Source organism: Streptomyces sp. NBC_01341 (assembly GCF_035946055.1).
Lineage (GTDB): Bacteria > Actinomycetota > Actinomycetes > Streptomycetales > Streptomycetaceae > Streptomyces.
The window spans coordinates 4,449,199-4,468,332 of the sequence record NZ_CP108364.1 but is presented as its reverse complement, the minus strand read 5'-3'; the positions used below and the strand labels follow the sequence as shown (position 1 = coordinate 4,468,332).

At 70.1% G+C, this 19,134-nt stretch carries 15 protein-coding genes and 1 pseudogene; 9 read left to right on the top strand and 7 right to left on the bottom strand.

The annotated features are described in order from the left end of the window. Positions 1-7: 7 nt before the first annotated feature. The 3 genes from OG206_RS19810 to OG206_RS19800 form a co-directional block, all read right to left on the bottom strand. A complete protein-coding gene (locus OG206_RS19810; RefSeq protein ID WP_327117904.1) occupies positions 8-1,006 on the bottom strand; it encodes a DNA-3-methyladenine glycosylase family protein in 999 nt (332 codons plus the stop codon). A 77-nt stretch (positions 1,007-1,083) separates the two neighbouring features. Beyond that, positions 1,084-2,175: an NDP-sugar synthase gene (locus tag OG206_RS19805; protein WP_327117900.1), complete on the bottom strand. Its 1,092-nt coding sequence runs from the start codon at positions 2,173-2,175 to the stop codon at positions 1,084-1,086. 80 nt (positions 2,176-2,255) lie between these two features. Beyond that, positions 2,256-3,698 (bottom strand): N-acetylmuramoyl-L-alanine amidase, encoded by a 1,443-nt coding sequence (locus OG206_RS19800; RefSeq protein ID WP_327117898.1) that lies wholly within the window; start codon positions 3,696-3,698, stop codon positions 2,256-2,258. Between the two features lie 138 nt (positions 3,699-3,836). Here OG206_RS19800 and OG206_RS19795 point away from each other — a divergent pair, with 138 nt between their 5' ends. The 4 genes from OG206_RS19795 (at position 3,837) to OG206_RS19780 (ending at position 9,803) form a co-directional block, all read left to right on the top strand. Further along, positions 3,837-4,589 carry a TIGR03089 family protein gene (locus OG206_RS19795; RefSeq protein ID WP_327117896.1) on the top strand — a complete coding sequence of 251 codons (753 nt, stop codon included), beginning with the start codon at positions 3,837-3,839 and terminating at the stop codon, positions 4,587-4,589. A 186-nt stretch (positions 4,590-4,775) separates the two neighbouring features. Continuing rightward, positions 4,776-6,173 (top strand): LCP family protein, encoded by a 1,398-nt coding sequence (locus tag OG206_RS19790; protein ID WP_327117894.1) that lies wholly within the window; start codon positions 4,776-4,778, stop codon positions 6,171-6,173. Positions 6,174-6,395: 222 nt separating this feature from the next. Then, on the top strand, positions 6,396-8,099 hold the full coding sequence (locus OG206_RS19785; protein ID WP_327117892.1) for an LCP family protein: 1,704 nt from the start codon (positions 6,396-6,398) through the stop codon (positions 8,097-8,099). A 48-nt stretch (positions 8,100-8,147) separates the two neighbouring features. Next, positions 8,148-9,803 carry an LCP family protein gene (locus OG206_RS19780; RefSeq protein WP_327117890.1) on the top strand — a complete coding sequence of 552 codons (1,656 nt, stop codon included), beginning with the start codon at positions 8,148-8,150 and terminating at the stop codon, positions 9,801-9,803. A gap of 60 nt (positions 9,804-9,863) precedes the next feature. Here the strand turns inward: OG206_RS19780 and OG206_RS19775 are convergent, their stop codons facing one another. Further along, positions 9,864-10,886: a glycosyltransferase family 2 protein gene (locus tag OG206_RS19775; RefSeq protein ID WP_327117888.1), complete on the bottom strand. Its 1,023-nt coding sequence runs from the start codon at positions 10,884-10,886 to the stop codon at positions 9,864-9,866. Positions 10,887-11,027: 141 nt separating this feature from the next. Here OG206_RS19775 and OG206_RS19770 point away from each other — a divergent pair, with 141 nt between their 5' ends. Further along, on the top strand, positions 11,028-12,575 hold the full coding sequence (locus tag OG206_RS19770; protein WP_442805871.1) for an LCP family protein: 1,548 nt from the start codon (positions 11,028-11,030) through the stop codon (positions 12,573-12,575). A gap of 170 nt (positions 12,576-12,745) precedes the next feature. Here the strand turns inward: OG206_RS19770 and OG206_RS19765 are convergent, their stop codons facing one another. After that, on the bottom strand, positions 12,746-13,294 hold the full coding sequence (locus OG206_RS19765) for an acyl-CoA thioesterase (protein ID WP_327117886.1): 549 nt from the start codon (positions 13,292-13,294) through the stop codon (positions 12,746-12,748). 119 nt (positions 13,295-13,413) lie between these two features. Here OG206_RS19765 and OG206_RS19760 point away from each other — a divergent pair, with 119 nt between their 5' ends. The 3 genes from OG206_RS19760 to OG206_RS19750 all read left to right on the top strand — a co-directional run bounded on the left by OG206_RS19760 (position 13,414) and on the right by OG206_RS19750 (position 15,501). Next, positions 13,414-14,697, top strand: coding sequence for an LCP family protein (locus tag OG206_RS19760; protein WP_327117884.1), 1,284 nt, complete (start codon positions 13,414-13,416; stop codon positions 14,695-14,697). A gap of 292 nt (positions 14,698-14,989) precedes the next feature. Beyond that, the gene (locus tag OG206_RS19755) at positions 14,990-15,247 is read left to right on the top strand and encodes a type II toxin-antitoxin system Phd/YefM family antitoxin (protein ID WP_032763654.1); all 258 of its coding nucleotides are present in this window, start codon (positions 14,990-14,992) and stop codon (positions 15,245-15,247) included. After that, complete coding sequence (locus OG206_RS19750) at positions 15,244-15,501, top strand: Txe/YoeB family addiction module toxin (RefSeq protein WP_327117880.1); 258 nt, start codon at positions 15,244-15,246, stop codon at positions 15,499-15,501. Before OG206_RS19755 ends, OG206_RS19750 begins: the two co-directional genes overlap by 4 nt. A 73-nt stretch (positions 15,502-15,574) precedes the next feature. On the opposite strand, the pseudogene OG206_RS19745 reads toward OG206_RS19750, so the two are convergent. After that, a pseudogene (locus OG206_RS19745) lies at positions 15,575-15,835 on the bottom strand (transcriptional regulator); the annotation flags it as partial. Between the two features lie 571 nt (positions 15,836-16,406). Between OG206_RS19745 and OG206_RS19740 the strand changes: the two are divergent. Next, the gene (locus tag OG206_RS19740) at positions 16,407-17,342 is read left to right on the top strand and encodes an RICIN domain-containing protein (RefSeq protein WP_327117878.1); all 936 of its coding nucleotides are present in this window, start codon (positions 16,407-16,409) and stop codon (positions 17,340-17,342) included. Positions 17,343-17,856: 514 nt separating this feature from the next. On the opposite strand, the gene OG206_RS19735 is transcribed toward OG206_RS19740, so the two are convergent. Further along, complete coding sequence (locus OG206_RS19735; protein ID WP_327122336.1) at positions 17,857-19,014, bottom strand: acyl-CoA dehydrogenase; 1,158 nt, start codon at positions 19,012-19,014, stop codon at positions 17,857-17,859. Positions 19,015-19,134 lie beyond the last annotated feature (120 nt).

Here is a 19,134-nt window from a genome sequence, read left to right as displayed (position 1 = left end):
CGGCCGGTCACAGCGGGGCGATGTCGCGCGGTGTCATCCGGGGGGCCCTGCGTGCCGGAATGCGGCCCGAGAGCATGATCAGGCGCGTCGCGCGGTGGCGCTGGCCCTCGTAGGGGGCCAGGAGCGCCAGCATCTCCTCGTCGTCGGCGTCCCGGTTGTCCGCGAGCGCGTGGCCGACGATGCCCGGCAGGTGCAGGTCGCCGACCGTGACCGCGTCGGCGGCACCGTTCGAGCGCTGGAGGGTCTCCGCCGCTGTCCAGGGGCCGATGCCCGGGATCAGCTGGAGCCTGGCCATGGCCTCGGTGAGGCCCATCGCGGCCGCTTCCTCCATGCGCCGGGCCACCCGGACCGCGCGCAGGATCGTCGCGGAGCGCTTGGAGTCCACACCCGCGCGGTGCCACTCCCAGGACGGGATGAGCGACCAGGTCCGCGCGTCCGGCAGGACGTGGAGGCCGAACGTGGCGAACCGCGGGTCCGAGGGGCCGGGGGCCGGGGTGCCGTGGGTGCGGAGCAGGAGCCGCCAGGCGCGGTATGCCTCGTCGGTGGTGACCTTCTGCTCCAGGATCGAGGGGATCAGGGACTCCATCACGAGCCCGGTGCGCAGCAGGCGCAGACCGGGCCGGCGGTGCTGGGTCAGGGCGAGCAGCCGGTGACGGGGGCGGAAGTCGTCCGGGACGTCGTCGGCGCCGAGCAGTGCGGGGAGCCCGTCCAGCAGCCACTGTGCACCCGGCCCCCAGGCCGTCCCGTGGACCGTGCCGTCGTGGGTCGCCGAGACGCGCAGGGTGCCGGGGCCGGCCGGGGTGCGGGTGGCCCGCCAGAAGGTTCCGTCGGACAGTGCGCGGTAGGCGGGGTCGGCCGGGCCGCGGCGCAGCGGGCTGAGGACCAGCCGCAGGTCCAGCGGGCCCGGCGGGGTCCAGGTCCGGGTCAGTGCCGGGGCGGACGTGTCCGTGGCCGCCGGCCGCCCGGGGGGTACGGCGGCGGTGCGGGGTACGAAGCGTCCTGCCACGGGTGAGGTCCTCGGTCGTCGGGGTGCCTGTCGAGGGTACGGCCGATGGCGGTCGTCCGGCGGCCGGACGACCGCCGTCACTGGTCGGAGGAGAAGCGGACCGCCGCGTCCGGGAGGACCGCACCGCACCAGACGCGGATCCCGTCGCGCAGTTCGTTGTCGGCGCCGACCCGTGCCCCGTCGCCGATCACCGCCCCCGTGAGGATCGAACGGCTGCCGATCCGCGCTCCCGATCCGACGAGCGAGTCGGTGATCACCGCGCCCGGTTCGACGACGGCGCCCGCGAGCACGGCCGACCCCGCGATCCTCGCGCCCTCCCCGATCAGCGCGCCTTCCCCGACGACGGTGCCGCCCGTGAGTTTGGCGTCGGCGGCGACGGAGGCGGTGGGCAGGACCAGCCGTTCGCCGCAGCGGCCGGGGACCGCCGGGGACGGGGCACGCCCCAGGACCAGGTCGGCCGATCCCCGTACGAACGCCTGGGGGGTGCCGAGGTCCAGCCAGTAGGTGGAGTCGACCATGCCCTGGAGGTGAGCGCCCGAGTCCAGGAGCCCGGGGAAGGTCTCGCGCTCCACGGACACCGGCCGCCCGGCGGGAATCGTGTCGATGACCGACCGCCGGAAGATGTACGCCCCCGCGTTGATCTGGTCGGTGACTATCTCCTCGGGTGTCTGCGGCTTCTCGAGGAAGGCCGTCACCCGGCCCGTGCCGTCCGTCGGCACGAGACCGAAGGCGCGCGGGTCGTCCACCCTCGTCAGGTGCAGGGAGACGTCCGCCCCGGAGGCGGCGTGCGACGCGACCAGGGCCCGGATGTCGAGACCCGTCAGGATGTCCCCGTTGAACACGAGGACGGGTTCGTCCGGGCCGGATGCCAGCCGCGACGCCACGTTCCGGATGGCCCCGCCGGTACCGAGCGGTTCGTCCTCGGTGACGTACTCGATGGAGAGGCCGAGCGACGAACCGTCCCCGAAGTACGGTTCGAATACCTCCGCCAGATAGGACGTCGCGAGCACGATGTGCTCCACCCCCGCGGCCCTGGCGCGCGCCAGTTGGTGGGTGAGGAACGGCACCCCCGCCGCCGGCACCATCGGCTTCGGGGTGTGCACCGTGAGGGGACGCAGCCGGGTGCCCTTGCCACCGACCAGGAGGATCGCTTCTTTTGCCTCTGTCACAGCACCGTCTCTGCTTCCTGCTGGGGCCGGGGCCTCGTATCGGCTGGCCAGTGTATGCAGACCGGTCGGAGCTCTCCCGGTCAGCGGCCCTGCAGTTTGGCCGAACTGGTCCGGGCCGTGCCGAGCTTCTTGTAGAGACGGCTTCCGGGGCATTCGGTTGCGAAGCCGTCGCGGTGCCCGGAGATGACGTTTAGCTTGGCCTTCGCACCCTTCTTGTACTTGCCGCTGCCGCCGGAGACGAGGGTGACCTTGCCCTTGGGGTTGCGGCCGAACAGCCCGAGCTTCCAGGCGGTGAGCTTGGCGATCGCCGTCACGGCGGCGGCGGGCGGGTTCTTCGAGCTGTACGTCCCGAGGACCGCGATGCCCATGCTGTTCGTGTTGAACCCGAGCGTGTGGGCTCCGAGGACGGCCTTGGTCACACCTCCGGCACGCCCTTCGTAGATGTTCCCGCACTTGTCTACGGCGAAGTTGTAGCCGATGTCGCGCCAGCCGCTGCTCTTGACGTGGTAGCGGTAGATGCTGCGCAGGACCGAGGGCGCCTGGGAGCAGGTGTAGTTGTTCCCGGTGGCGCTGTGGTGGATGAAGGCGGCCTTGACGGTCGAGGTGTAGGCGAAGGCCCGCTCACGCAGGCTCTCGTCGGCACCCCAGCCCTTGCGCGTGACGATGCGCGGACGCGGTCCCACGAAGGGCTTGGCGCCGGCCCCGACGACCGCTTGTTCCTCCGATTCGGCCTTGCTCAGGGCGGTGATCTCGGCGGCACCCAGCGGGGCGAGGTCGGCGTTGACGGCGGAGCTCTCGGCCGCCGCCATGCCGAGACCCGCGGCTTCCGGGAGTGCGCCGGGCTTGGGGGCCGTCGCGGGGGTCGCGACGCCCGGCGACGGGGTGACGGAGGACGGCGTCCCGGTGGCCGGGGTGTCCTCGGCGCGCGGCAGCACCGGGTCGTCGCCGGGATCGACGAGTTCGACGCGGAGTCCGGCCGGGAGCGGGGCGGTGTCGGCGGCGCCGCTTCGCGGTCCGGCGTTCTCGGAACGTACGCGTACCTCGACTCCGTCCGAGTCGCCGACCCAGAGCGGGACGGTGGAGCCGCGCACCCGGCCCGACAGCCGCTCGACGCTTCCGGCGTCGGCCGCGTGGTCGGTGTTGTGGGTCTCCAGGGCCTGCCAGCCGGACCACCGGGTGGTGTCGGTGGCCCGGGTGCGGACCTGGACGGTGCCGTGGAGTTCGGTGTCGGCGTCGTCCCAGACGACGCCGACCAGGGAGAAGCGGCGGGAGTCCCGCCGGAGCAGCCCCTGTGCGGCAGCCGGGGTCATGGATTCGGAGGGCCGGCCGGTGGCTCGTGGGACCGCTCCGCCGAGGGGCCGGAGCGGCAGTGACTGTGTCGAACCGGAGGGTTCGGCGGGGACGGCCGCGGACGCGTGGGCGACCGGGGCGGAGACGGTGGCGGCAGGTGCGGGGGCGGCGAGCGGGAGGGTGAGTGCCGTCGCGCAGGTGACGCCGATGGAAGTTGCAAGAAGTGCACGCATACAGGAAATAATTCGCAGAGTCCGGCATTCCGGCTACTGGAGTACGCGCGCGTGCAGTTGACGCACCGTCTGCCGAACCGGTGTACGGGACACCCGTCACGCCCGCCGGGCCGTCACCCGCCGCGTACCCTTGCGCGGATGAACGCCAGTGATCGCACCCCCGCCGACCTGCTGCGATCCGCGCTCGCCGCGGACCCGGCCCGTCCTCTCGTCACCTTCTACGACGACGCAACCGGAGAGCGTGTCGAACTGTCCGTGGCGACCTTCGCCAATTGGGTGGCCAAGACCGCCAATCTGCTCCAGGGGGATCTCGCCGCCGAGCCCGGCGACCGCCTGGCTCTGCTCCTCCCCGCCCACTGGCAGTCGGCCGTCTGGCTGCTCGCCTGCTCCTCGGTGGGCGTCGTGGCCGACGTGCAGGGCGACCCGGCCTCCGCCGATCTCGTCGTCAGCGGGCCGGACACGCTCGACCGGGCCCGCGCCTGCCGCGGTGAACGGATCGCGCTGGCGCTGCGCCCGCTCGGCGGGCGGTTCCCGCAGGCGCCCGAGGGGTTCGCGGACTACGCGGTGGAGGTCCCGGGGCAGGGCGACCGCTTCGCCCCGTACGCCCCGGTGGACCCCGCGGCCCCCGCGCTGGCCGTGGCCGGCACCGAGCTGACGGCGGACCAGGTCGTCGCGCGCGCCCGCCAGGACGCGGCGGAGCTGGGACTCACCCCGGGCTCCCGGCTGCTGACCGGCCGGGCCTACGACAGCTGGGAGGGACTGTCCACCGGACTCCTCGCACCGCTGGCCTCGGGGGGTTCCGTCGTCCTGTGCCGCCACTTGGACCACCTGGACGAGGCAGCGCTGGCCAGGCGCGTCGAGAGCGAACGGATCAGCAACACGGCGGTATGACAAGCGCGGTGAACGACACCCGTCCGGCCCACGCCGGGCCGAGCCCCCGGGACTGAGCACCGACGGCGGTACATGATCAGGCGGTACGAGGCAACGTCGAGAACGCCGCCTGAATGCACAACCAAGCGTGAGGTTCAGCCGTCTACTTCTGCGACCGGCGGCCCTTCGCGCCGCCGAACATGAAGGATGGACGCAGACGTGAGCGACAGCCCCGGCCCTCCGGCCGAACCGGACCGCCCCGACCACTCGGCAGGGGACGAGCCCGAGGACGGGGCGCGCGACGCGTCCGGGACCGCCCCGGAGAACGACGGCGACCGCCGGGACGCCGGGAGCGGCGTCGGGAGCGGCGAGGGCGACACCGCCGGGACGGCGGCCCCGGAAAGCGCCGGCGGGGAGGGCGGGGACGGAACCTGGGCCGCGCGCCCCGAGCGCGAAGGCCACAAGAGCCACTGGCTCCGCTGGACCGCCCTCGCCGTCTCCTTCCTCGTGCTGGTCGCGGCCGGGGTCGGCTGGTGGCTGTACAAAAAGCTGGACGGCAACATCACCACGGACACCAGCGCCGCGGCCGAGCTCAAGGCGTACGAGAAGGACAGGCCGCTGCCCGTCGCACACGACGCGCAGAACATCCTGCTGATCGGCTCCGACACCCGGTCCGGGGACAACAGCGCGTACGGCCGCGACGACGGCGGCAGCCAGCGTTCGGACACGACGATCCTGCTGCACCTCGCCGCCGACCGCCGGAGCGCGACCGCGGTGTCCATCCCCCGCGACCTGATGTCCGAGATCCCCAGTTGCCACACGGCGGACGGCAAGGCGACCAAACAGCAGTTCGCGCAGTTCAACTGGGCCTTCGAGCTCGGCGGCACGGCCTGCACGATCCGCACGGTCGAGAAGATGACGGGTATCCGTGTCGACCACCACATGGTCATCGACTTCGCGGGCTTCAAGGACATGGTCGACGCGGTGGACGGCGTAGAGGTCTGCCTCAAGAAGCCGGTCGACGACGCCGACGCCCACCTCAAGCTCCCCGCCGGGCGCCAGGAGCTCGACGGCGAGCAGGCCCTGGGCTACGTCAGGGCCCGCAAGTCGATCGGGAACGGCAGCGACACCGAGCGCATGGACCGCCAGCAGAAGTTCCTCGGGGCCCTGGTCAACAAGATGCAGAGCAACGGCGTCCTGCTGAACCCGACGCGGCTCTACCCGGTGCTGGACGCGGCGACCAAGTCGGTGACCACCGACCCGGGCCTCGACTCGCTGCGGGACCTGTACGACCTGGTGCGCGGCATGCGGAACGTCCCGACCGAGAAGGTGCAGTTCCTGACCGTGCCCAGGCAGGCCTACCGCGCCGACGCGAACCGGGACGAGCTCGTGCAGCCGGACGCCGACAGGCTCTTCACCCAGCTGAGGAAGGACGAGCCCGTCACCGTGGTCCCGCCCGAGAAGAACAATTCCGGAGATTCACAGGCGGATCACAGCTCCGAGAACCCGTCCGGCGAAAAGCCCGGCGCATCCGGGGACGGCAGCCCGACGCCGGCTCCGACCTATTCGGGGTCCAATGCGGCTGATGACCCGTGCGACTCGTAAAGCAATGCCCAAGTATCAGGACGCAATCGGAGCGGAATAGGCGGAATGCCCGGTTGTAAGGGGCGTGGACTGCGTCACGCACGGCCCCTGTGGCCGATTCCGCCGGTTACGCTGACGCGATCCGGTGCTCGCGGTCATCAGACGGCGCTGACCGGAAGAAGCAACCGAGGGCCCTGCCGGGGGAGGTGCCTCGCGTGGCACCGACGGAGGATTCAGGAAACCGTGGACGCGCACAGGCGTGGGCGGGCGGAGGAAATCGACCCCGCCGACCAGTGGATACTCAACCCGCAGACCGGCAATTACGAATTGCGACTGAACCACTCCGGAGCAGAACCGCCCGGCCCCTCCGGGGGCACCGGCGACCCCTCCGGCAGTGGGGGTGAATCCGGCGAATCGCCCGGGCGTGTGCCCGCACAGCGGAACCGTACGCGCGGCGGCCCCGGCCAGGAACCGCCGGCCGGCCACCGCGGGCACAAGCAGCCGAGGTCGCGCCGGCGCAAGGTCCTGCTGTGGACCGGCGGGGTCATGGCCTTCGTGACCCTCGCCGGGTCGGCGGGGGCCTACGCCCTCTACCAGAAGTTCAACGGCAACCTCGTGACCGTCGACGTGGGCGACGCGGGCAGCAGAACCGTCGCCCACGCCGACAGCCCGCTCAACATCCTGATCATCGGCACGGACAAGCGGACCGGCAAGGGCAACGAGGGCTACGGCGACAAGGGGAGCACCGGCCACGCCGACACCAACATCCTCTTCCACGTCTCCGCCGACCGCACCAACGCGACGGCACTGAGCATCCCCCGGGACCTGATAACCGACGTGCCGGACTGCACCACCAAGCAGCCGGACGGCTCGGAGAAGGTCATACCCGGCACGAAGAACATCCGCTTCAACGTGAGCCTCGGCCAGGAGGGCCGCGACCCCGGCTGCACGATGCGCACGGTCGAGAAGATCACCGGCCTGCCGGTCGACCATTTCATGATGGTCGACTTCAACGCGGTCAAGACGCTCTCCACGGCCGTGGGCGGCGTCGAGGTCTGCCTGGCAAAGCCGGTCAACGACGCCGACTCCCACCTCGACCTGCCGGCCGGGCGGTCCACCGTCGAGGGCGAGCAGGCGCTGGCCTTCGTCCGCACCCGCCACAGTTTCGGCAACCAGAGCGACCTCGACCGGATCAAGATCCAGCAGCAGTTCATCGGCTCGATGATCCGCAGGATGAAGTCCGACGACACGCTGACCGACCCGCGCAAGCTCTTCAAGCTGGCCGACGCCGCGACCAAGGCGCTCACCGTCGACTCCGGAATCGGGTCGATCAAGAAGCTGACCTCGCTCGCCAGGGAGCTCGGCAGGATCGACACGAAGAACATCACCTTCGCGACGCTGCCGGTGGTGGACAACCCGGCCGAGCCGACGCCCGTCACGGTGGTCGTCGACCAGCAGAAGGCCCCGCAGCTCTTCGGCCTGATGCGCTCCGACACCTCCCTCACCGAGGTGAAGGCCCAGGAGAGGGCGGCCAGGACCAAGCGGGAAGCGGTCCTCGCCGGCAGCAGGGCGAAGCCCGCCGACATCGACGTCGATGTCCAGAACGGCGGTGACCTCACCGGCGCGGCGGGCGCGACCGTCCGCTGGCTGCAGGACGAACAGGGCGTGCCCGACGCCACGAACGGGTCGAACGCCCCGGCGAAGAGCGACAGGACCACGCTGGCGTACGTGCCGGAACAGGCGGACCAGGCCCGCGCGCTCGCGGACATCATGGGCCTGCCCGCCACCGCGCTGAAGCAGGGGAAGCCCGGCACCGGAGGGACTCAGGCGATGGTGCTGACCCTGGGCGCGGACTACGAGGGCGCCGGAGTGCCCCTCACCGGTCCGCGAAAGGCACCGGAGGACATTCAGAAGGCAAGCGCCGACAAGGCGGTATGCGCGAAGTGACGACGGGTCGTCGCGCCACAGGGAAGTCTGAGCAGCAGGGGGGTCCTGGTGGGACGGAACAGCACGCGCGGGAGAGAAACGCGTCCTCGCGGACGGCACGACGGCCCCGCCGCGAGCGAGGCGGAGGGCCACGGGGGGCACGGCAGATCGGGGCGGTCGGCCGCGTCGGCGGGCGGGCGGAGCTCCGGCGGGCCGAACCGCCGTTCACGGCGGGCGGCCAAAGGGGGCAAGCGGCGCGTACTGCGCTGGGTGGCGTCCGTCCTCGCCCTGCTGATACTCGGCACCGGCGGCGCCGGTTATCTGTATTACAGACACCTCAACGGCAACATCAAGAAGGAGGACCTGACGCTCGGCGACAAGAAGATGGCCGATCACAAGGCCAACGCCGCAGGTCAGACACCTCTGAACGTCCTGCTCATCGGCTCCGACGCCCGGGACACCGAGGCCAACCAGAAGCTCGGCGGGGCCAAGGAGAACTTCGGCGGTCCCGCCCTCGCGGACGTGCAGATGCTGCTGCACCTCTCCGCCGACCGCAGCAACATCTCGGTCGTCAGCATGCCGCGCGACACCATGCTGAAGATGCCCAGGTGCACGGACCCCGACTCCGGCAAGGTCTTCCCCGCCAGCACGGTCCCCGTCCAGACGAACGAGAGCCTGGAGCGCGGCGGCCCCGGGTGCACCGTGGCCGCCTGGTACGAGCTCACCGGCATCACCATCGACCACTTCATGATGATCGACTTCTCCGGTGTGGTCTCGATGGCGGACGCGGTGGGGGGTGTCCCGGTCTGTGTGAACGCCAACGTCTACTCGCACACACGCGACGGCAAGGGGTCCGGCCTGAAGCTCAAGGAGGGGACCACCTCCGTCAAGGGCAAACAGGCCCTCCAGTGGCTGCGCACGCGGTACGGCTTCGAGGACAACACGGACCTCGGCCGGACCAAGGCCCAGCACCAGTACCTGAACTCGATGGTGCGTGAGCTGCGCAAGGGCACCAAGCTCACCGATCCCGGGAAACTGACGGGTCTCGCCGAGGCGGCCACCACCGCACTGACGGTCGACAACGGGCTCGACAGCGTCAAGAAGCTCTACGACCTGGCCGGTGAACTCCAGAAGGCGCCGACCGACCGCATCACCATGACGACCATGCCGAACGTCTACGGCACGGGAAACCTGAGCGGCCGGGTCTTCCCGAAGCCGGAGGAGGCCGAGCAGGTCTTCCGGATGGTCCGTGAGGACATCCCTCTGGACGGCAAGGCGTCCAAGCGCAAGACGCCGGTCACGAAGGACCCGGCGGACGCGCCCGCCGACATCGCGGTCAGCGTGCGCAACGCGACCGGCACGGACAGCCTCGGCCCGGCTCAGGGCCGTGCGGGCACGGTCAAGGGCCTGCTGAAGGACTCGGGCTTCACCAGGGCTTCGGTCGATCCGCAGGGCGTCGAGGGCGCGGCCAGGACGGGCGTCCTCTACCCGAGCGCGGACCTGGAGGGTGATGCACAGGCCGTCGCCAAGGCACTCGGGATCCCGGTGTCGCAGGTCAAGAGGTCGACCGACGTGTCGGGCATCGTCCTGGCGGTCGGCGCCGACTGGCGCGAGGACGGGGCGTACCCGGCCAAGGCGGAGGACGAGAAGACTCCCGAGTCGGCGAACCCGCTGAACGGCATGGAGGAGCAGTGCATGAAGGTGAATCCGGACTTCACCTTCTGACGCACCCAGGGGAAGGGGACCCGCCGGACGGCGGGGCCCCTTCCCCTGCGCGTACGACCGTCAGGCCGTCTGCTCGCTGACCGCCGGGCGGCGGCTGGCGATGACCTTCCTCGCGAGGGAGCGCGGGCTGGTCAGGAAGCCGTACCCCCACGACATGTGCATGGTCGCGAGGGCCACGGGAATCTGGGCCCGCGCCTTCAGCGAGAGGCCCTTGCCGGCGGGGAGCGATCCGGCGACGATCGCCGCGGCGTATCCGGCCGGGACCACGAAGGCCCACGGGGTGACGGCGGCACCGGCGACGATGCCCACGGCTATGGCGCACACGGCCGTCGGCGGGGCCAGGTAGCGCAGGTTGATCGAGCCGGAGTGGTAGCGGGCGACGACGTGGCGCCAGCGGCCGTAGTCCTTGTACTGCTTGGCGAGCGCCCGGACGCTGGGGCGCGGGCGGTACTGCACCTTCAGCTCCGGCGAGAACCAGATGACACCGCCCGCCTCACGGATCCGGAAGTTCAGCTCCCAGTCCTGGGCGCGGATGAACTCGACGTTGTATCCGTCCGCCCGCTCGAGCGCCTCGCGGCGGAAGACCCCCAGGTAGACCGTCTCGGCCGGGCCGGCGTTCCCGCCGGTGTGGAAGGCGGCGTTGCCGACGCCGATCTTCGAGGTCATCGCGGCGGCGACGGCCTCCTCCCAGGCGTTCTCGCCCTCGGCGTGCATGATGCCGCCGACGTTCTGCGCGCCGGTCTCCTCCAGGAGCCTGACCGCGGTCGCGATGTAGTTCGGCGAGAGCATGCCGTGGCCGTCCACGCGCACCACGATCGGGTGACTCGATGCCTTGATGGCGGCGTTGAGCGCGGCGGGCGTACGGCCGGTGGGGTTGGGCACCGTGTGGACCCGGGGGTCCTCACGGACCAGCTCGGCAGCGATCTCGTCCGTACGGTCGGTCGAGGGGCCGAGGGCGATCACGACCTCCATCTCACCGGCGTACTCCTGCTCCAGGATGTGCCGGACCGAGTTCCTGAGATGGCGTTCCTCGTTGAGTACCGGCATGATCACGGAGACGGCGGGGTGCTGCGCGGCAGGCATGTGGTCCTCGGGGGGTCCTCGGGGGTGCCAGGGCTTCCGGAGGTTTCGCACCCCTGGAGCCGGCGTGATTCGGCCGCCACGTTACCGCGAACGGGGGACTGCGGCGCGCGCCGCCGGGTCTGCTACCGGTCTGCAGATCGTATGGGCCTACCGTGCGAAAGTCCCACTCGCACCGCGGAGGTGTCCCTCGTGCCCACGCCGCACCGATCGCCCCGTCCACCGCACCCCCGCACCGCTCCGCCTCAGCGCCGGCCGGCCCGGCAGCCCGAGGCGGGCAGCCGCGGGCGCAAGCGCGACGGGCGGAAGTCCGCGCCCCGGTGGGGCATGCGGGTCGTCACCGGGCTGTCGGTGCTGGTGCTCGGCGCCGGTGGTATCGGCCATGCCGTGGTGAGCGGTCTGGAGACCGGGATCGACCGGGTCGACCCCTTCAAGGACATGAAGAACCGGCCGCAGGGCGGACACGGGCTGAACCTGCTGCTCGTCGGAACCGACGGCCGCGACAAGATCACCAAGGCGGAGAGGAAGAAGTACAGGCTGGGCGGCGCGCCCTGCCACTGCACCGACACCCTCATGCTCGTCCACCTCTCGGCCGACAAACAGCGCGCCAGCGTCGTCAGCCTCCCGCGCGACAGCTACGCCGAGCTCCCCGCGCACACCGACGGGACCACCGGCAAGCAGCACTCGGCACACCCGGTGAAGCTCAACGCGGCCTACGCCGAGGGCGGGCCGCACCTCACCGTGCGGACGGTCGAGGAGATGACCGGGGTCAAGATCGACCACTACCTGGAGGTCGACTTCACCAGCTTCATGAAGACCGTCGACACCCTGGGCGGCGTGGAGGTCTGCACCGCCAAGCCCCTCAAGGACGCGTACACCGGGCTGGACCTGACCGCCGGCACCCACCGTCTGGACGGCGGCCGGGCGCTGCAGTACGTGCGCTCCCGGCACCTGGACGGCGCCGCCGACCTGGGCCGGATGCAGCGCCAGCAGAAGTTCATGGCCGCGCTGATCAAGCAGACGACCAGCAGCGGTGTGCTGATGAACCCGGTGAAATTCCAGCAGGTCGCCTCGTCGATGCTCGAATCGGTACGCGCCGACAAGGGCTTCGGGACGGAACAGATGCTGCAGCTCGGCAAGGCCATGCGCGGCTTCACCCCGGCCTCGTCCGAATTCGCCTCGGTCCCCCTCCAGGAGAAGGGGTACCAGGTCAAGGGCATCGGCTCCACCGTGAGGTGGGACGCGCAGAAGTCGAAGAAGCTGTTCCGGGCCCTGCGTGAGGACCGGCCGCTCGCGCCTCAGCTGCCGAAGCAGCCCAGGGCGACGGTCGTCGATGTCGCCCCGGAGCAGATCCGGGTGCAGGTCTACAACGGCACGCGCAAGGACGGGCTCGGCCAGGACGTCGACGCGGCCCTGCGCGGCACCGGCTTCAACACCACCCGGGCACCGCTGGGCGGCAGCACCAGCGATCTGGCGCGGACCATCGTCAGTTACGACCCGCGGTGGGACCGGTCGGCCAAGTCCCTGGCCACCGCCCTGCCCGGATGCGAGCTGAGGGCGGTGAACGGGCAGGGCGGGACCATGAAGGTCATCGCCGGTTCGGACTTCACGAAGGTGCACCGGGTCAAGGCCGAGGACCCCCAGCGAGGCGAGTTCGGCACGGTCACGGGCGACCAGGTGGTCTGTCCGTGACCGGCGGCCGAGTGGCCTGTCCGTGACGGTCCTGCCCGTCGGGAGCACCTGAGGTCGGCCCTCGCGGTGCCGGGTGCCCCGGTCACCGCGCGGGTCCGGCGCCGGGCGGCCGCCGGGCCCTCGGCGTCCGCACACGACCGTCCCAGGAGAAGGACGGAACGCGGGCGTCCTCAGTCGTCGATGCCCTCGGCGGCGCGCTGCTCCCGCAGCTCCATGATCGCGCGCCTCCTGGCGAGACGGTGCGTACGCCGGATCTGCGCCTCCTGGTAGCGCCGTTTGTCCCGCTCCGTCTCCGGCACCACCGGAGGCACCGGCCGCGGCTTGCCGTCCTCGTCGACCGCGGCGAACACCAGGTACGCGCTGCCGACCTGCTGGGCCGGGGTGGACTCGTTCCACCGCTCGGCCATGACCCGGACGCCGACCTCCATGGAGGAGCGCCCCGTCCAGTTCACCTGGGCGCGGACATGAACAAGGTCACCCACCCGGACCGGCTCCAGGAACACCATCTCGTCCATGGACGCCGTCACCGCCGGACCCCCGGAGTGCCGGCCGGCGACCGCACCGGCCGCGTCGTCGACCAGTTTCATGATCACGCCACCGTGCACCGTGCCCAGGAGATTGGTGTCACTGCCGGTCATGATGTGGCTGAGGGTGGTCCGGGAGGCCGCGGTCGGCTTGGCCGGAACCGCACCCTCCGATGGCTGGGGCTGATCTGTCATGCCGTCCACCTTATGCGGGGGCTTGCACCCGGTTGCATTGCATCAGCTTGGCAACAGCCGTGACCCGATCCCACGTACACCCTGTAAGAGCCACAGGTCGAGGCGGCACACTTGTCCGCATGAACGATTGGCCCGAAGGACGTAACGGCGGACCCGGCGATGGCTACGGGCGGGGCAGTGGCAGCCCGCAGCCCGAGGGCGCCCGCGCCATGCCGCACGTCCGGCGGCGCCCCGCGCCTCCGCAGTCCCCGCCCCGCATCCCGCCGCAGCAGGGGCAGGGGTACGACGACGGCCCCGGCTACGACAGCGGCTACAACACGGGCCAGGTCTACGGCGGCGGTCACGGTGCCGGCGGCCACGGCGGGGGTCACGGCGGCGGTGGCGGCTACGGCGGCGACAGTGGTTACGTCCAGCCCCGCCCCGCCCCGAACTGGGGCCGGCGCATCAAGGTCGGCGTGCTCACGCTCGTCGTCGTGGTCCTCGCCGTCTCCGTCGGCACGTACTTCTGGGCCGACGGCAAGCTCAAGCGCGACGTCGACCTCTCCAAGGTCATCGACCGCCCCTCCGAGGGCGACGGCACGAACTACCTGATCGTGGGCTCCGACAGCCGCGAGGGCCTGACCGCCGAGGACAAGAAGAAGCTCCACACCGGCTCCGCGGAGGGCAAGCGGACCGACTCGATGATGATCCTCCACGACGGTTCCAACGGGCCGACGCTGATCTCCCTGCCCCGCGACTCCAACGTCGAGATCCCCAGCTTCGTGGGATCGGAGTCCGGTAAGACCTTCAAGGGCACCGGCCGCCAGGTCAAGCTGAACGCCGCCTACGCGGAGGACGGCCCGGAGCTGCTGGTCCGCACGGTCGAGTTCAACACCGGGCTGCGCATCGACCACTACGTCGAGATCGGCTTCGGCGGCTTCGCCAAGATCGTGGACGCGATCGACGGCGTCGAGCTGGACATCCCCAAGGCCTTCAAGGACAAGAACTCCGGCGCCGACTTCCAGGCCGGCAAGCAGACGCTGAACGGCGAGCAGTCCCTCGCCTTCGTCCGCACCCGGTACGCCTTCGCGGGCAGTGACCTGGACCGCACGAAGAACCAGCAGAAGTTCCTCGCGGCCCTGGCCTCCCAGACGGCGACGCCGTCCACGATCCTCAACCCGTTCAAGCTGTACCCGACGATGGGCGCGGGCCTGGACACCCTGGTCGTGGACAAGGACATGTCGCTCTGGTCGCTCGGCAAGATGTTCTTCGCGATGAAGGGCGTCACGGGCGGCGAGGGCACGTCGATGAACATGCCGATCTCGGGCAGCGTGGGCGGCAACCTGGTGTGGGACAAGGCCAAGGTCAAGCAGCTCGTGGAGCAGCTGAAGAACGACGAGAAGGTCACGGTCAAGGGCAACTGACCGGCGGTGCCCAGAAGATCCGGGCGGTTATCCGTCCGGATCTTTCTGTTCCCGGCCTGCCCGGCCTTCCTGTCCTCTCTGCCTTCCCGGCTCGAGGCCGCGGTCAGATCGCGCACGGCTCCGGGCGGCGCGTCCGAGGCCCAGAACAGGCGGCTGGCTGGATCCGGTAGAGCAACTCTTAACAGCTCAAGCAGACGCATGACCCAACTTCACCGTACCAAATAACGTACACTTGTGGTACTGTTTTGAGTACTCTCTTGGAGAGGGCTGGCGACATGCGCGGGAGGAACCCATGACCATCAACGCGAGCGAAGCACGGAAAGACTTCTTCGGCCTGATCCGCCGCGTCACCGAAGACCACGCGCCTGAGCGCGTCACATCGAAGGCGGGCACCGTCGTAATCATGTCCGAGGAGGACTACAACGCCTGGGAGGAGACGATGTACCTGATGCGCTCCCCCCGCAACGCCGCCCGCCTCATGCGCTCCATCGAGCAGATGGACGCCGGACGCGGCACCGTGCGAGACCTGATCGACACGGAGGACGCGTGAAGACGTCGTTCTCGGACGACGGGTGGGAGGACTACACCCACTGGGCCGACACCGACCGCAAGACGCTCCGCAGGGTCAATGACCTCATCAAGGAGATCAAACGGACCCCCTTCGAGGGAAGGGGCAAGCCCGAGCCGCTGAAAGGGAACCTGTCCGGCTGGTGGTCCCGCCGCATCACGCATGAACACCGACTGGTCTACCGCGTCACCGACTCCGACGGCCTGGAGATCATCCAGGCGCGCGACCACTACTGACCGGCCTGGGCAGGAAGAAGCTCAGCAAGCCCACCACCAGGAACATCCGGGGGCCTCCCTCCGAGTGGCGCATGGCCGGCTTCCCGCTCGCCCCCAGCACTTCGTCCGCCCGGTCCCGGAACTCCGGCCGGGGGATGCGCCGCCCTCCCTCCACCTTGTAGACCAGGTCCTGGCCGTTCCGATCGCCGCCCCGAACTCGCCGGCCCGCATCCCGCCACGCCCTGGTCTGGCGGCCTACCGCAGCGACCACCGCCACCCCCGACTCGTCGTCGGGGTCGACGCCCCAGCCGGGCTCGTCCGCCGCACCGTGCACACCCTGCTGAGCGCGGGACAATCACCTTCGCGCGACCGACACCAAGGGTGAGCGTGACCACGGGCACCGGGTCGCGGAACACCCGCGGCCCGGTGCTCCACGACTTCACGGCCTCCGGATCTATCCTGATCTCATCCACCACCACACATCACGTTGATGTGACGGCGCGTCGGTCCGAGCGGAGCGGCTGGTTTCACAACGTCGTTTCCGGGCCACACGCACAGGTCAGGCCACGCCGAGCGGCTCGATCGGCCTGCCGAACGGGTCGTAAGATACATGGCGGACGATGGCCGAAATGCTGGTGTGGCCGTCCCCTCAAGCACGTTGACCCTCTGGTTCCGCAGGGTGGCCGTGTTCTCCGGTCCCCGGCCGGCGTCATCGCTCACCAGCCGGGTTCTCCTGCCGCTTCTGATCCTGGAAGGACCCCATGACGGCCACCTCTGACGACCCGACGGCCGCAACGGACGATTCGCAGCCGGCGCGGTCTGCCGACGCAACCCCGCTTCCTCGCCGGACGAGAAGAACGACCGCAATCGCCGAGGCCGCTGCCGGCACCAGCGCGTCATCCACGCCCCTCCCCGGGGGAGAGTCGGTGACGGGGCGCGCCAAGCCCACCGTCACTGTCACCGAGGAGCCCGGTGGCACCTCCGTGGAACCCGTTTCCGCGTACGCGGACGGCTTCGCGGCGGGTACAGCCTTCGCGCTGGGCGCGGCGACCGCGCCGAACGACGGCACGCCCGCGGCGACCGACGCGCAGGACACAGCCTTCGGCACCCGCCCACGGCGGCCCCGCAAGCGACTGCTGCTGACCGGCACCATTCTTGTGGTCGGCATACTCGCTTGCATACCCTTCCTCGTCCCCGGGGCGAAGGACGACCAGGGCGCGGACTCCACCCCGATCCACAGCACTGCCTTGAGTGGTGAGGGCGACGGAGCCTACGCGGGAACAGCGAGCCCGTCGAACGTCTCATCACCCTCTGCCGGAAGCACTCCGAAGCAGTCGCCCACAAGCAGTTCGCAGGACGGTAGCCCCTCTCCGGAGAAGTCCGGAAAGAAGAACGATCCCAAGGATCAGGAGACATCGAAGCATCCCGCGTCGACAGCCTCGCTGCCCGTCAAAGCCCCGGGTGAGAGCGTTGCGGGTGAGGCCGTGGTGGGTATGGCGATCCGAAGCCACGACTCCGGCCGCTGCATCGACGCCGGAACTTCGCCCGGCACCCCCCTGCAGATCTGGGACTGCAGAGGGACTGCCCAGCAGGCCTGGCAGCTCAAGTCGGACGGAAGCGTTCGGTCCATGGGTATGTGCATGGAAGTGGCCGGCGGCTCACAGAGCGACGGTGCGGCCATCCGACTGGCTGACTGCAACGGCAGCGGTGCACAACGGTTCCGGCTCAACTCCGCGCACGATTTGGTCAATATCCCGGCCGACTCATGCGTGGATGTCAAGGACGCGGTGGAGGACAATGGCACCCAGCTCCAACTGTGGTCCTGCAACGGTGCGGACAATCAGAAGTGGAGCAGCGGCTGACAGCGATCCGGACCCTCGCACCGCACTGCGAGCACCGCCTCGTCGCCGTTCACGGTACGCAGGCGCGGGCACGCCTGCCGATGTGCGCCGAGATCACCCGAAGCGAACATTCCGGCCCTGCCCGGCATTTCATGCAGCGCCTGTCAATCTCCCCGTGACGCCCGTCCCGCCCATTTCCCCGAACCGGACTCGGCCCCGCACCGGGACCGTCGCCACCGGGTCGCGGAAACCCGCGACCCGGTGAGCCGCGCGATAATCTGCTGGGCACGGCCGGGCCGCCATCGCAACGATGTTGACGCCGGAGCCGACGACCCGACGGAGGCATCAGAGGTCGCCTGATCCGCGTACGACAACAGCCCCCGGCGTCGCGCCGGGGGCTGTGTTGTTTGTGCAGGTCAGCGGCTATTTTCGGCCCTGCATTTGCCCAGGATTCCCCGCCTGACGCCCAGTAACGGCCCCGATCGGGCCGCAACAGGCAGAGAGCCGAGGGTGCCTCTCCGGCAAAAAAACTCCGCTAGGGAAGGTTCCTTGCCATGACGATCCGCTGAACCTGATTCGTGCCCTCATAAATTTGCGTGATCTTGGCGTCGCGCATCATGCGCTCGACCGGGTAGTCGCGGGTGTAGCCGTAGCCGCCGAGCAGCTGGACGGCGTCGGTGGTGACCTCCATCGCGACGTCGGAGGCGAAGCACTTGGCGGCGGCCCCGAAGAAGGTCAGGTCGCCGTCGAGGCGTTCGGACTTGGCGGCCGCGGCGTAGGTGAGCTGGCGTGCGGCCTCCAGCTTCATCGCCATGTCGGCGAGCATGAACTGGATGCCCTGGAAGTCGGCGATCGGCTTGCCGAACTGCTTGCGCTCCTGGACGTAGCCCTTGGCGTAGTCGAGGGCGCCCTGGGCGATGCCGAGGGCCTGCGCCGCGATCGTGATGCGGGTGTGGTCAAGGGTCTTCATCGCGGTGGCGAATCCGGTGCCCTCCTCGCCGATCATGCGGTCGGCGGGGATGCGGACGTTGTCGAGGTAGACCTCGCGCGTCGGGGAGCCCTTGATGCCGAGCTTCTTCTCCGGGGCGCCGAAGGAGACGCCCTCGTCGGACTTCTCGACGACGAACGCCGAGATGCCCTTGGAGCGCTTCGTCGGGTCGGTGACGGCCATCACCGTGTAGTACTCGGACTCACCCGCGTTGGTGATCCAGCGCTTCACGCCGTTGAGGATCCAGAAGTCGCCGTCGCGCACGGCCTTGGTCTTCATGCCGGCGGCGTCGGAGCCCGCGTCCGGCTCGGACAGGGCGTACGAGAACATCGCGTCCCCCTTCGCCAGCGGGCCGAGGTACTTCTTCTTGAGCGCCTCGGAGCCGGAGAGGATCACCGGGAGCGAACCCAGCTTGTTCACGGCCGGGATCAGGGAGGAGGACGCGCAGACGCGGGCGACCTCCTCGATCACGATGACCGTGGCGAGCGCGTCGGCGCCCGCACCGCCGTACTCCTCCGGGACGTGGACCGCGTGCAGGTCGGACGCGACCAGGGCGTCCAGTGCCTCCCTGGGGAAGCGCCCCTCCTCGTCCACCTCGGCGGCGAACGGGCCGATCTTCGCCTCGGCGAGCGAACGGATCGTCTCGCGGAGCATGTCGTGCTCCTCGGCCGGACGGTACAGGTCGAAGTCGGTCGAACCCGCCAAGACGTTCACTCCCCAAGGATGCTAACTACCGTTAAGTAACCCGATTTTAGTGGCCCTGCCCGGCGGAGGCATACGGGCGGGACACGTGAGCTTGCCGACAACCCGGGAGGCCCTCTCGGA

What these genes read in the sequence shown, in the direction of transcription:
- OG206_RS19765 (WP_327117886.1), bottom strand. Translation starts at nt 13,294, where the DNA reads ATGACAGATCAGCCCCAGCCATCGGAGGGTGCGGTTCCGGCCAAGCCG.
- OG206_RS19795 (WP_327117896.1), top strand. Translation starts at nt 3,837, where the DNA reads ATGAACGCCAGTGATCGCACCCCCGCCGACCTGCTGCGATCCGCGCTC.
- OG206_RS19775 (WP_327117888.1), bottom strand. Translation starts at nt 10,886, where the DNA reads ATGCCTGCCGCGCAGCACCCCGCCGTCTCCGTGATCATGCCGGTACTC.
- OG206_RS19770 (WP_442805871.1), top strand. Translation starts at nt 11,028, where the DNA reads ATGGGCCTACCGTGCGAAAGTCCCACTCGCACCGCGGAGGTGTCCCTC.
- OG206_RS19790 (WP_327117894.1), top strand. Translation starts at nt 4,776, where the DNA reads ATGGACGCAGACGTGAGCGACAGCCCCGGCCCTCCGGCCGAACCGGAC.
- OG206_RS19800 (WP_327117898.1), bottom strand. Translation starts at nt 3,698, where the DNA reads ATGCGTGCACTTCTTGCAACTTCCATCGGCGTCACCTGCGCGACGGCA.
- OG206_RS19760 (WP_327117884.1), top strand. Translation starts at nt 13,414, where the DNA reads ATGAACGATTGGCCCGAAGGACGTAACGGCGGACCCGGCGATGGCTAC.
- OG206_RS19755 (WP_032763654.1), top strand. Translation starts at nt 14,990, where the DNA reads ATGACCATCAACGCGAGCGAAGCACGGAAAGACTTCTTCGGCCTGATC.